This window comes from Pseudopontixanthobacter vadosimaris (assembly GCF_012979275.1).
Lineage (GTDB): Bacteria > Pseudomonadota > Alphaproteobacteria > Sphingomonadales > Sphingomonadaceae > Pseudopontixanthobacter > Pseudopontixanthobacter vadosimaris.
Genome location: NZ_JABASZ010000039.1, coordinates 105,188 through 117,468, shown reverse-complemented (window position 1 = coordinate 117,468; position 12,281 = coordinate 105,188). Strand labels below are relative to the sequence as shown.

Genomic DNA, 12,281 nt, shown 5'->3' with positions numbered 1-12,281 from the left:
ACGCGCCATGCCGCAACTGATCCCGCACCCCGCCTTCCCGCCTGCCCGCATAGCCTCGGTGGAGGCCCGCGTGACCGGCATGACGGCGGACTGGCTGTCGCTGCGCTGGAAGGTCGTGCCCGGCGCAGTGCTGAAGCTGCCACCTTTCGCCGGGCGAAAACGCGCCGATGGACTGTGGCGCAAGACCTGTTTCGAACTGTTCGTGAAGCGCGATGGAAGCGACGGATATTCGGAGTTCAACCTCTCACCCTCCGAAGCCTGGGCCGCTTACGATTTCGACAGCTACCGGGCAGGAATGCGCGACAGGCCCGTGGAGAGAGCACCGGCCTGTTCGCTGCGGAACGGATCGTCCTGCACCCTGCTGGACGTGCATATTCCCGCAGACGCCATCCCCGCAGGTCCGGCGACCATCGGCCTGAGCGCCGTGCTGGAGGAGACTTGCGGCACACGCAGCTTCTGGGCGCTGGCGCATCCCGAGGCGTCCCGGCAGCCGCAGCCTGATTTCCACGATCCGGCTTGCTTCGCCGGCAGGCTTGCGGCACCTGAAGCTCCATGAAAACCGGACTTGATCGCCTGCTCGCCGACCGCTCGCTCCTGGACCAGTTGAAGGGCAGGAGGGTGGCGCTGGTGGCGCATCCGGCCTCCGTGACCCGCAATCTCGTTCATTCGCTCGATGCGCTGATTGATGCCGGCGTTAAGGTGACCTCGGCCTTCGGCCCGCAGCACGGGCTTAAGGGCGACAAGCAGGACAACATGGTGGAAACCGCGGATGAGGTGGATGCGGAATACGGCATCCCCATTTTCAGCCTGTATGGTGAGGTTCGCCGGCCGACCCCGGCCATGATGGACACGGCGGATGTCTTCCTGTTCGATCTCCAGGATCTCGGCTGCCGCATCTATACTTTCGTGACCACGCTGCTCTATCTGCTCGAAGCGGCGGCGGAGCAGGGCAAGGCGGTGTGGGTGCTGGACCGGCCCAATCCGGCGGGCCGTCCGGTCGAGGGCACTCTGCTGGTGCCGGGGCAGGAGAGCTTTGTCGGTGCGGCCCCCATGCCCATGCGGCACGGGCTGACGATGGGCGAGATGGGTGCGTGGTTTATCGAACATTTCGAGCTCGATCTGGATTACCGCGTGGTCGCGATGGAGGGCTGGCAACCGAATGAGGGTGCAGGCGATGCGGCAGGTGCCGGGTGGGGCTGGCCTTCGGACCGGGTCTGGATCAACCCCAGCCCGAACGCCGCCGCGCTCAACATGGCGCGCGCCTATGCCGGCACCGTGATGCTGGAGGGCACGAATTTGAGCGAAGGGCGCGGCACGACCCGTCCGCTGGAGGTTCTGTTCGGCGCGCCCGACCTCGACGCCGCCGCCATTCACAAGGCGATGCGCAAACTGGCGCCCGAATGGCTGAGCGGCTGCGCCCTGCGCGAATGCTGGTTCGAACCGACATTTCACAAGCACGCAGGCAAATTGTGCAATGCGCTGATGATCCATGCCGAAGGGCCATTCTACGATCACGATGCCTTTCGTCCGTGGAGGCTGCAGGCGCTGGCCCTCAAGGCGATCCGGATGCTGCACCCGGATTACGATCTGTGGCGGGACTTTCCCTATGAATATGAAACGGACCGGCTTGCCATCGATGTCATCAACGGCGGGCCTTCCTTGCGCGAATGGGTGGATGACGGCAGCGCCGGACCCGATCATCTGGACGGGCAGGCCACTGCCGACGAAGCGGCATGGGTTGAGATGGTGAGAGGCCACCTGCTGTATTGAGGGGAAACGCAGGCAAAAGGCGCAACATGGTTGACCTTGCCGCAAAAGGCAGGAACATCGCGGCGGAAACAGGAGCGGCAACGGCAGATTGCGGCCCTCGAGGAGAGAAGATGGCCTTCAATGCACCCCCGGCAACCGCCACCATTGCGTCCGGCAAACCGGAGCGGGAAAGCTCGGTCCGCACGGTCCTGTGGATCCTGCTGATCGTCTATATCCTGAATTTCCTCGATCGGCAGATCGTCAACATCCTTGCCGAACCGATCGCGCTCGAACTGGATCTGAGCGATACGCAGATCGGGCTGATGACGGGGCTGGCCTTCGCCTTGCTCTATTCCATTCTCGGGCTGCCGCTGGCGCGATATGCCGACAGGCCGACGACGAACCGTCCGCGTCTGATCGCCGTCGCGCTGGCGGTCTGGTCGGCGATGACGGCGCTGTGCGGGCTGGCGCAGAATTTCACGCAGATGCTCCTGGCGCGGGTCGGGGTCGGGGTCGGGGAGGCGGGCTGCACGCCCGCTGCCCATTCGCTGATCAGCGACATCGTGCCGAAGGAACGCCGCAGTTCGGCGCTCGCCTTCTACGCGCTCGGTATCCCCATCGGCACCGTGCTGGGCATGGTTATCGGGGGGATCCTGGCCGATCTGGTGGGCTGGCGTGCAGCCTTCCTGTTCGTCGGGCTGCCGGGCGTGGCGCTCGCCCTCGTCGTCTGGTTCGTGCTCAAGGATCCGCGCCGCGGCGCGGCGATGCGCGCGATGCCGGAACGCCAGCGGCTGTCCGGCAAGGCGGCGCTGTCCGCCATCTTCGGATCGAAAGCGATGATCTTCCTGCTGATCGCCGGATCGTCGGCGGCTTTCCTCAGCTATGGCAAGATCACCTGGGCAACGATCTTCTTCCAGCGCACGCACGGCCTCAGCCCGGGGCAAGTCGGCCTGTATTTCGGACTGGTCAATGGCGCGGCGGGTATCTTCGGCACCTGGCTCGGCGGTTATCTGGCCGATCGTTTCGGAGCGACGAACCGGCGCCACGTGCTGACCGCACCCGCCATCGGCATGGCGGTCGCCGCGCCGATGCTGGTGCTGGCCTATGCAGTGGCTCAGTGGCAGCTGGCGCTCGCCATATTGTTCATCCCGACCATCCTGACGTCGCTCTATTACGGCCCCACCTATTCGTCGGTGCAGGGGCTGGTCAGCCCGTCGGCCCGCGCAATGGCGGCGGCGGTGCTGCTGTTCTTCCAGAATCTGATCGGCCTTGGCCTGGGCCCGACATTCTTCGGCATCCTGTCCGATGTGCTGAAGCCGGCCTATGGCGATGACAGCGTCCGCTACGTGCTCTTCATTGCCTCGGCGATGAGCCTGGTGCCGGCATTCTTCTTCTGGCGCTGCAGCCTGCGGCTGAACGAGGAACTCGACCGCGAGTGATGCGGGCGCGGAAGCCGGTGCAGGGCCGCAAGCAGGGTCAGCCCTGCTTGCGGCTCAATTCGCGCATGGCATCATCCAGTCCGTCCAGCGTCAGGGGATACATGCGATCATTCACCAGCTCGCGCAGCATCCGGGTGCTCTGCGAATAGCCCCACTGCTTTTCCGGCACGGGGTTGATCCAGACGGTGGCGGGATAGGTGTTCGTCACCCGGCGCATCCAGGTGGCGCCGGCTTCCTCGTTCATATGTTCGACGCTGCCGCCCTGATGCGTGATCTCATAGGGACTCATGGCAGCATCTCCGACGAAGACGACCTTGTAGTCATGGCCGAATTTATGCAGCACGTCCCAGGTCTTCGTGCGGTCCTGCCAGCGGCGGGCATTGTCCTTCCACACGCCTTCATACAGGCAATTGTGGAAGTAGAAGAATTCCAGGTTCTTGAACTCGGCCGTGGCTGCGCTGAACAGTTCCTCCACCAGCCTGATGAACGGGTCCATCGACCCACCGACATCCAGGAACAGCAGCAGCTTCACCGCATTGCGCCGTTCCGGGCGCATGTGAATGTCGAGCCAACCCTGTTTCGCCGTACCCTTGATCGTGGCATCCAGATCCAGCTGGTCGGCGGCCCCTTCACGCGCGAAGCGGCGCAGGCGGCGCAGCGCCATCTTGATATTGCGGGTGCCGAGCTCCTTCGTATTGTCCAGATTGCGAAACTCGCGTTTTTCCCAGACCTTCACCGCGCGCTTGTTGCGGCTTTCCCCGCCGATCCGCACGCCTTCGGGATTGTAGCCCGAATGGCCGAAGGGCGACGTTCCGCCGGTGCCGATCCACTTGCTGCCGCCCTCGTGACGCTCCTTCTGTTCTTCCAGCCGCTTCTTCAGCGTCTCCATGATCTCGTCCCAGTCACCCAGCGACTTGATCTCGGCCATCTCCTCCTCGCTCAGGAACTTCTCGGCCACTGCCTTCAGCCAGTCCTCCGGAATCTCGACCGGGTTCTGCCCGTAATCGCTCATGATCCCCTTGAAGACTCGGTTGAACACCTGGTCGAAGCGGTCGAGCAGCCCTTCGTCCTTCACGAATGTCGCGCGGCTCAGGTAATAGAAGGCCTCGGGCGTCTGTTCGATCACATCGCGGTCGAGCGCCTCGAGCAGCGTGAGATGTTCCTTGAAGGACGCCGAGATGCCGGTCGCGCGAAGCTCGTCTACGAAATCGAAAAACATGGATGATCGTCTATCGCGTCAGGCGCAGCTTCGCCAGCGCAGAAATCTGGTCGGAATTAAACGTGCACTCACCACGGCGGCCGGACCGTCGACCGGAACAATTTCGATAACGGTAGCCCGATCGATTGAAAAGCCCGGCTTTGTTCTGGCAACAGCAAGGAAGTGCATGCTAAAGGCCGCCGCTGATCATGGCCGAACAATCCAGAGACAGCATCACGTACCGAATTCGCCGCGACGCGAGCGGGGCAGCGCAGTTCTTCAGAAGAAACTGGCGCGAACGGCGCTGGTTCCGCTGGATGTTCATCCTTGGCGTGCTCGGCCTCGTCGCGCTGATCGCGCTGTGGATCACGCTTTCGCGCGGGATGCCCGATGCCGAAACGCTGCTCGATTACGAACCGCCGCTGCCGACCGTCGTGCGCGGCATCGATGGCGAGATCGTCCATTCCTACGCGCGTGAGCGCCGAGTGCAGCTGCAATATGCCGATTTCCCGCAGACGCTGATCGAATCCTATCTGGCGGCGGAGGACAAGACCTTCTTCAGCCACGGCGGGGTCGATGTCACCGGCCTGGCCGGCGCGGTCGTCGACTATGCCAGCAAGTTGGGCACCGGCCAGCGTGCCAAGGGCGGTTCGACCATTACCCAGCAGGTCGCCAAGAACATCCTGGTGGGTGATGAATATTCCATCACGCGCAAGCTGAAGGAAATGCGGCTGGCGATGAAGATCGAGGACGTGCTGACGAAACGGCAGATCCTCGAACTCTATCTCAATGAAATACCTCTCGGCCGTCGCAGCTTCGGCGTGCAGGCGGCCAGCCGCGCCTATTTCGACAAGGATATCGGCGATCTCGACCTGCACGAAATGGCGTTCCTGGCGATTCTGCCGAAAGCGCCGGAGCGCTACGGGCGAGCCAGGAACGAACAGCTGGCGCTTGCCCGCCGCAATTTCGTGCTCGATCAGATGGCCGTCAACGATTTCGTCACGGAAAGCGAAGCGAGCCGTGCCAAGGCGCAGCCGCTCGGGCTTGTGCCGCAGAAATCCCAGACTGCCAGCGCCGATGCCGGCTATTTCCTCGAGGAAGTTCGCCGCCAGCTGATCGACGAATTCGGGGAAACGGCCGATGACGGCAGGAACAGCGTCTATTCGGGCGGCCTGTGGGTGAGAACGTCCCTGGATACCGAAATGCAGGACGCGGCGCGCGATTCCCTGCGGGCGGGCATGCTGCGTTACCATGCGGGCAAGGGGTTCCGCGGGCCGGTGGCCACGCTGGACGCCGATGCTGGCAATCTTGCGTCGCAACTGGCGAGTTCGAACCTCGGCATCAATTACGAGGACTGGCGCATCGGCGTCATCAGCGAAGCGGGCGCATCGCCGCGCATCCTCTTCACCGACGGCGAGGATCACCCGCTGTCGCGCGCAGCCGATTCGCTGAAAGTGGGCGACGTCGTGGCCGCTTCGCCTGCGGGCAGTGGCTACCGGCTGGAATACATCCCCGAAGTGTCGGGCGGCTTCGTCGCTTCCGATCCGCAGACCGGGCGCGTACTTGCCATGCAGGGCGGGTTCGACAGCCGCCTCGGCAGTTTCAACCGCGCGACCCAGGCGCAGCGCCAGCCGGGTTCGACCATCAAGCCTTTCGTCTATGCCGCAGGCCTGGACCACGGCATGACCCCCGCCAGCCTGGTGCCGGACCAGACATTCTGCTATTATCAGGGCGCGAATCTCGGCGACAAATGCTTCCGCAATTTCGGCGGTGGCGGCGGCGGCGTCCACACCATGCGCTGGGGTCTGGAGCAGAGCCGCAATCTGATGACGGTGCATATCGCCATGGAAGCGGGGATGGACAATGTCACTCGCCTGTTCGAGCGAGTCGGCATCGGCAAATATGAAAACTATCCCTCCTTCGCGCTGGGCGCGGGCGACACCACGGTGTTGAAGATGGTGAATGCCTATGCCGCGCTCGCCAATCAGGGGCGTCAGCATGATCCCAGCGTGATCGATTATGTTCAGGACCGCCGCGGCAAGGTCATCTTCCGTGCCGACAAGCGGGAATGCACCGGGTGCAACATGGCCGAATATGACGGCCAGCCCATGCCGCGCCTGCCCGCCAGCGGGCGGCAGGTGATGGACCCGCGCACCGCGTTCCAGACCGTTCACATGCTGCGCGGCGTGGTGACGCGCGGGACTGCGGTTCGCCTGCGCGATCTCGACCTGCCGCTGTTCGGCAAGACGGGGACGACCACCGGGCCGACCAACGCATGGTTCGTCGGCGGGTCGCCCGATATCGTGGCGGGAACCTATCTCGGTTTCGATCAGCCGCGCGACATGGGCGGTTACGTGCAGGGCGGCAACACCGCTGCCCCGATCTTCAAGCAATTCGTTACCGATACGCGCGACCGCTGGACCGATGAACCCTTCGTGGCCCCCGCCGGCGTGCGCATGGTGCGGATCGACCGGCGCAGCGGCAAGAAGGTGTTCGGGGGCACGCCCACGGACGACCCGAAGGCCGCGGTGATCTGGGAGGCGTTCAAGCCCGATACCGAACCGCCGCGCGCCACCCGTCAGGATGCCATCGCCGCGCGCCGGAACGAAATTCTGGAGCTTATCCGCCAGGCGAGCCGGGCGACATCGCGTCGGACCTCTCAGGCGCAGAGCCGCAGCGCACCGCCACCGCAGCAGGTGGAGAGCTTCGTCGCGGAGCAGGGCGGCATCTACTGAACGCACAGTCCGGCGCTGCTTCGGCGCAGCGCCGGCAAACCTTTGCCAAGCCAGCCTGGCTTCGCTAGGCCTGGCGGATATTCAGACGCGGAGAAAAAGCCATGCGTGCCGAAGGGCAGGCCCATATCGACCGAATAGACGCTGCCCTGCAACTGGTGCGCCAGTCGCTGGACTGGGAGCGTGCGCTCCGCCGCCTGGATGAATTGAACGCGCGGGTGGAGGACCCGACCCTGTGGGACGATCCCAAGGAAGCGGAGAACGTCATGCGTGAGCGCCGCCGCCTGGAAAGCGCCATCGGCACCGTGCGCGAGATCACCAGCGAAAAGAACGATGCGATCGAGTTCGTCGAGATGGGCGAGGCCGAGGGCGACGAGGAGATCGTCGATGACGGTCATGCCACCCTTGAACGGCTGGCGGAACGTGCCGATGCCGACAAGGTGCAGGCCCTGCTCGCAGGAGAGGCCGATGGCAACGACACCTATGTAGAAATCCACGCCGGTGCCGGCGGCACGGAAAGCCAGGACTGGGCCGAGATGCTGCAGCGGATGTACACCCGCTGGGCCGAACGCAAGGGGTTCAAGGTCGAACTGGTCGATTACCATTCGGGCGAACAGGCGGGCATCAAATCCGCCACTTTGCTGGTGAAGGGCGAAAACGCCTATGGCTACGCCAAGACCGAAAGCGGGGTTCACCGCCTCGTCCGCATCAGCCCCTACGATTCCTCCGCGCGGCGGCACACCAGTTTCTCCAGCGTCTGGGTCTATCCGGTTATCGACGACGATATCGACATCGAGATAAACGAAAGCGATCTGAAGATCGACACCTACCGCGCCAGCGGTGCCGGTGGGCAGCATGTCAACACCACTGATTCCGCCGTTCGCATCACCCATCAGCCGAGCGGCATCGTCGTCGCCAGCCAGAACGACCGCAGCCAGCACAAGAACCGCGCCACGGCGATGAACATGCTGAAGGCGCGCCTGTTCGAAAAGGAAATGGCGGAGCGGGAGGCGATCGCATCGGGCGAATACGCCGAAAAGACGGAGATCGGCTGGGGGCACCAGATCCGCTCATACGTCCTGCAACCCTATCAGATGGTGAAGGATCTACGCACGGGCGTCACCAGCCCCACGCCCGATGATGTGCTCGATGGCGGACTGGATCCCTTCATTTCGGCCGCGCTGGCGCAGCGCGTCACCGGCGAGACGGTCGAGGTCGAGGACGTCGAATGAGGCACCACAGCGCCCTCCTGGTGATTGCACTGGCCGGAGCTTGTATGCTGCTACCGGGCTGCGAGCGCGTGGAGGGCGAGCGCCCCGAAACTGCCATGGAATTTCCGCAGCCGGACAGGCCGGTGTCCGGCCTCGGCAGCAACCAGTTCTCGACAGAGACGCAGCGCGACAGCCGCGGCGAAGCGGCGACGGTGATGAACTTCGCCGAGATCGAGCCGGGCATGACGGTGGCCGATATCGGTGCGGGCAATGGATATTATACCGTTCGCCTGGCGGAACGCGTCGGGCCGAATGGCCGCGTGCTCGCGCAGGATATCGACCGTGCAGCGCTGGAGCGGCTCGGCTCGCGCGTGGAGCGTGAACGCCTCGACAATGTTTCGATCAAGCCGGGCGCAGCTGACGATCCGCGCCTGCCGGAAGACAGTTTCGACCGCATCTTCCTCGTGCATATGTATCACGAGGTCAGCGAACCCTATGCGTTCCTGTGGCGATTGTGGCCTGCCCTTGCGGAAGGCGGACAGGTCGTCGTCGTCGATGTCGACCGGCCGACCGATCAGCACGGGATCGATCCCCTGCTGCTGCAATGCGAATTCAGGCAGGTCGGTTTCGAACTGGTCGCGTTTCGCGATGCACCGGAACTTGCCGGCTATTATGCCCAGTTCAAGGCCGCCGACAAGCGGCCCGCCCCATCTGCAATCGAACCCTGCCGCAGCGACCGGCAGGGCGGCGACACAACCAGCAAATCGGCATCGATGCCGAAGATGAAAGCGAAGACATAATGGCGTTCAAGGGTCTGGAGCCGATTTCCTATGGCGGGCGCGAAGTGTGGCCGCTGATAGAAGGCGGCAAGGGTGTGTCCGCCACCAACAGCGAAAGCAGCGGCGCCTGGGCGGCAGCCGGCGGCATCGGCACGGTGAGCGCGGTGAATGCCGACAGCTACGATGCCGAAGGCAAGATCGTTCCGCAGATCTACGACGCCCTGACCCGCAAGGAACGCCACGAACAGCTCATCGCCTATGCGATCGACGGCGCGACCGAACAGGTGAAGCGCGCGCATGACATCTCCGGCGGCAAGGGTGCCATCAACATCAACGTGCTGTGGGAGATGGGCGGCGCGCAGCAGGTGCTGGAGGGTACTCTCGCCAATACGAAGGGTCTCGTCACCGGGGTGACCTGCGGCGCCGGCATGCCGTACAAGCTGGCGGAGATCGCCGCGCATCACGGTGTCCATTACCTGCCCATCATCAGTTCGGCGCGCGCGTTCCGCGCCTTGTGGAAGCGCAGCTATCACAAGGTCGCCGACCTCATGGCGGCGGTCGTCTATGAAGACCCGTGGCTGGCCGGAGGGCACAACGGCCTGTCCAATGCCGAGGATCCGCTGAAGCCGGAAGATCCCTATCCGCGCGTCGCCGCCCTGCGGGACACGATGCGCAAGGAAGGGGTGGCGGAAGGCGTACCGATCGTCATGGCGGGCGGCGTGTGGTTCCTGCGCGAATGGGACGATTGGATCGACAATCCCGAACTCGGCAAGATCGCCTTCCAGTTCGGCACGCGGCCCCTGCTGACCGAGGAAAGCCCGATCCCTCAGGGGTGGAAGGATGCCCTGCGCGATATCGAACCCGGCGACGTGCTGCTGCACAAATTCTCGCCCACCGGCTTCTATTCCAGCGCGGTGAAGAACGATTTCCTGTTCGACCTGATCCGCCGCAGCGAACGCCAGATCGCCTATAGCAAGGCCGAGGATGGCGCACGCTGCGTTCAGCTGGATGCAGGGGTGCGGGGGAAGAATTTTTGGGTGAGCGAGGAAGACCGCGCGAAGGCCCGCGAATGGGTGGCTGCCGGCTACACCGAAGGGCTGAAGACGCCCGAGGAAACCATCGTCTTCGTCACGCCTGAAAGCCGCGATATGATCCGCAAGGATCAGGCGGACTGCATGGGCTGCCTGTCGCATTGCGCGTTTTCCTCGTGGAAGGATCACGACAATTACACCACCGGCCGTCTGGCCGATCCGCGCAGCTTCTGCATCCAGAAGACCCTTCAGGATATCGCGCATGGCGGCCCGGTGGAGGAAAATCTGATGTTCGCGGGGCACGCGGCCTATAGGTTCCGCGAAGATCCGTTCTATTCCAACAATTTCACGCCCAGCGTGAAGCAGCTGGTCGACCGCATTCTGACTGGCGACTGACTGTCACATCGAAAACGGGCCGCTGCCACCAGCGGCCCGTTTTCGGCCTAACTCGATGCCCTCAGGATCGTGTTCGCCGCGCTCAAGACAGCGCGGATGCTGGCGGTCGCGACATTTTCATCGATGCCGCATCCCCAGACGGTGCTCCCGTCCCCGTCGCGGCATTCCAGATAGGCGGCCGCCCTGGCATCGCGCCCCGAACCCAGCGCATGTTCGGTGTAGTCGACGACCTCGAGGTTGATGCCGAACGCTTCCTCCATTGTCGCCACGACGGAAGAGATCAAACCATTGCCGCGCCCGGACACGCGCTGTTGTTCGCCTGCGACTTCGACCGTTCCGGTGAAGATCGCCGATCCGTCGGAACCGCGGGATTCCTCGTAATCCACCAGTTGCAGCAGCTTCTCGCCCGGACCGATGTGATAGGTTGTGCAAAATGCCTGCCAGATGTCTTCGGCGGTGAGTTCGCGCCCAAGGTCATCGGCCAGCGTCTGGACGGAGCGGGAGAAATCGGCCTGCATCCCCTTGGGCAGTTTCAGACCCTGGTCCTGTTCCAGCACCCAGGCGAAGCCGCCCTTGCCGCTCTGCGAATTGACGCGGATGACCGCCTCGTAGGTTCGGCCCAGATCGGCGGGATCGATGGGCAGGTAAGGCACGCGCCAAAGCGTATCGTTCTGCGCCTCGCGCTCGGCGAACCCTTTCTTGATGGCGTCCTGATGGCTGCCGGAAAATGCCGTGAAGACCAGTTCGCCGCCATAGGGATGGCGCGCATCCACCGGCAGCTGGTTGCAATATTCCACGGTGCGGATCACCCGGTCGATATTCGAAAAATCGAGGTCGGGATCGACGCCTTGCGTATAAAGGTTGAGCGCCACGGTGACGAGGCAGCAATTGCCGGTGCGTTCGCCATTGCCGAACATGCAGCCCTCCACCCGGTCGGCGCCCGCCATCAGGCCCAGTTCCGCCGCTGCCACGCCGGTACCGCGATCATTATGCGTGTGCAGGCTGATGATTGCAGCATCGCGGTTCGGCAGATTGCGGATGAAATATTCGACCTGATCGGCGTAGATGTTGGGCGTCGCGGCCTCTACCGTCGCGGGCAGGTTCAGGATGATCGGATGATCGGCGGTGGGCGCCAGCACAGCCATGACCGCTTCGCAAACCTCCAGGCTGAAATCGAGTTCCGCCGTCGAGAATGTCTCGGGCGAATATTGGAAATGCCACTGCGTGCCCGGCTGTTTAGCGGCTTCATCCCGCATCACTTTAGCTCCTGCGACGGCGATGTCCTTCACCTCTTGGCGGCTCATGCGGAAGACGATGTCGCGCCAGGCGGGCGATACCGCATTATAGAGATGCACAATGGCCGAATGCGCGCCGTCGAGGCTGGCGAAGCTGGTGCGGATCAGATCCTCGCGCGACTGGGTGAGCACCTGCACGATCACATCATCCGGTATCCGGCCCGACCGGATCAGCCCGGAAATGAAGTCGAACTCCGTCGATCCGGCGCTGGGGAAACCGATCTCGATCTCCTTCACGCCAATCTCGACCAGCAGGTCGAAAAAGCGGTTTTTCTTCACCGCATCCATTGGATCGACGATCGCCTGGTTGCCGTCGCGCAGATCGGTGGAAAGCCAGCGCGGCGGGGCCGTGATGGTGCGGGAGGGCCATTGGCGGTCGGGCAGATGAATGGCGGGGAAGGGCCGGTATTTGCCGGCCGCCTGCTGCATTGTGGTCATGGGGAAAAGCAAC

The 12,281-nt window shown here is 63.6% G+C and carries 9 protein-coding genes; 7 read left to right on the top strand and 2 right to left on the bottom strand.

Annotated features, from left to right (window positions below; translation table 11 throughout):
* The first annotated feature begins 7 nt into the window (after window positions 1–7).
* From HG250_RS10620 to HG250_RS10610, 3 genes are read left to right on the top strand one after another with little or no spacing between them, the layout of a single operon-like run.
* Complete coding sequence (locus tag HG250_RS10620; protein WP_170005293.1) at window positions 8–556, top strand: DOMON-like domain-containing protein; 549 nt, start codon at window positions 8–10, stop codon at window positions 554–556.
* The gene (locus HG250_RS10615; RefSeq protein ID WP_170005292.1) at window positions 553–1,770 is read left to right on the top strand and encodes an exo-beta-N-acetylmuramidase NamZ family protein; all 1,218 of its coding nucleotides are present in this window, start codon (window positions 553–555) and stop codon (window positions 1,768–1,770) included. The genes HG250_RS10620 and HG250_RS10615 overlap by 4 nt, the downstream gene beginning before the upstream one ends.
* 26 nt (window positions 1,771–1,796) lie before the next feature.
* Window positions 1,797–3,188 carry a spinster family MFS transporter gene (locus HG250_RS10610; protein WP_240957068.1) on the top strand — a complete coding sequence of 464 codons (1,392 nt, stop codon included), beginning with the start codon at window positions 1,797–1,799 and terminating at the stop codon, window positions 3,186–3,188.
* A 37-nt stretch (window positions 3,189–3,225) separates the two neighbouring features.
* Here HG250_RS10610 and HG250_RS10605 read toward each other — a convergent pair whose 3' ends face one another.
* Window positions 3,226–4,407 carry a vWA domain-containing protein gene (locus HG250_RS10605; RefSeq protein WP_170005291.1) on the bottom strand — a complete coding sequence of 394 codons (1,182 nt, stop codon included), beginning with the start codon at window positions 4,405–4,407 and terminating at the stop codon, window positions 3,226–3,228.
* A gap of 188 nt (window positions 4,408–4,595) precedes the next feature.
* On the opposite strand from HG250_RS10605, the gene HG250_RS10600 reads away from it, so the two are divergent.
* From HG250_RS10600 to HG250_RS10585, 4 genes are all read left to right on the top strand, one after another.
* Window positions 4,596–7,121, top strand: a complete 2,526-nt coding sequence (locus HG250_RS10600; protein WP_170005290.1) for a penicillin-binding protein 1A — start codon at window positions 4,596–4,598, stop codon at window positions 7,119–7,121.
* A gap of 101 nt (window positions 7,122–7,222) precedes the next feature.
* The gene (prfB, locus tag HG250_RS10595) at window positions 7,223–8,350 is read left to right on the top strand and encodes a peptide chain release factor 2 (protein ID WP_170005289.1); all 1,128 of its coding nucleotides are present in this window, start codon (window positions 7,223–7,225) and stop codon (window positions 8,348–8,350) included.
* Entirely contained in the window at window positions 8,347–9,129 is a 783-nt protein-coding gene (locus tag HG250_RS10590) for a class I SAM-dependent methyltransferase (RefSeq protein ID WP_170005288.1), read from the top strand. The genes prfB and HG250_RS10590 overlap by 4 nt, the downstream gene beginning before the upstream one ends.
* Window positions 9,129–10,535 (top strand): NAD(P)H-dependent flavin oxidoreductase, encoded by a 1,407-nt coding sequence (locus tag HG250_RS10585; protein WP_170005287.1) that lies wholly within the window; start codon window positions 9,129–9,131, stop codon window positions 10,533–10,535. Before HG250_RS10590 ends, HG250_RS10585 begins: the two co-directional genes overlap by 1 nt.
* A gap of 47 nt (window positions 10,536–10,582) precedes the next feature.
* Here the strand turns inward: HG250_RS10585 and leuA are convergent, their stop codons facing one another.
* Window positions 10,583–12,268: a 2-isopropylmalate synthase gene (leuA, locus tag HG250_RS10580; protein WP_170005286.1), complete on the bottom strand. Its 1,686-nt coding sequence runs from the start codon at window positions 12,266–12,268 to the stop codon at window positions 10,583–10,585.
* Window positions 12,269–12,281 lie beyond the last annotated feature (13 nt).

Excerpts from the sequence above, each read along its gene's own strand:
- HG250_RS10590 (WP_170005288.1), top strand. The coding sequence starts at position 8,347 with ATGAGGCACCACAGCGCCCTCCTGGTGATTGCACTGGCCGGAGCTTGT.
- prfB (WP_170005289.1), top strand. The coding sequence starts at position 7,223 with ATGCGTGCCGAAGGGCAGGCCCATATCGACCGAATAGACGCTGCCCTG.
- HG250_RS10600 (WP_170005290.1), top strand. The coding sequence starts at position 4,596 with ATGGCCGAACAATCCAGAGACAGCATCACGTACCGAATTCGCCGCGAC.
- leuA (WP_170005286.1), bottom strand. The coding sequence starts at position 12,268 with ATGACCACAATGCAGCAGGCGGCCGGCAAATACCGGCCCTTCCCCGCC.
- HG250_RS10605 (WP_170005291.1), bottom strand. The coding sequence starts at position 4,407 with ATGTTTTTCGATTTCGTAGACGAGCTTCGCGCGACCGGCATCTCGGCG.
- HG250_RS10620 (WP_170005293.1), top strand. The coding sequence starts at position 8 with ATGCCGCAACTGATCCCGCACCCCGCCTTCCCGCCTGCCCGCATAGCC.
- HG250_RS10585 (WP_170005287.1), top strand. The coding sequence starts at position 9,129 with ATGGCGTTCAAGGGTCTGGAGCCGATTTCCTATGGCGGGCGCGAAGTG.
- HG250_RS10615 (WP_170005292.1), top strand. The coding sequence starts at position 553 with ATGAAAACCGGACTTGATCGCCTGCTCGCCGACCGCTCGCTCCTGGAC.
- HG250_RS10610 (WP_240957068.1), top strand. The coding sequence starts at position 1,797 with ATGGTTGACCTTGCCGCAAAAGGCAGGAACATCGCGGCGGAAACAGGA.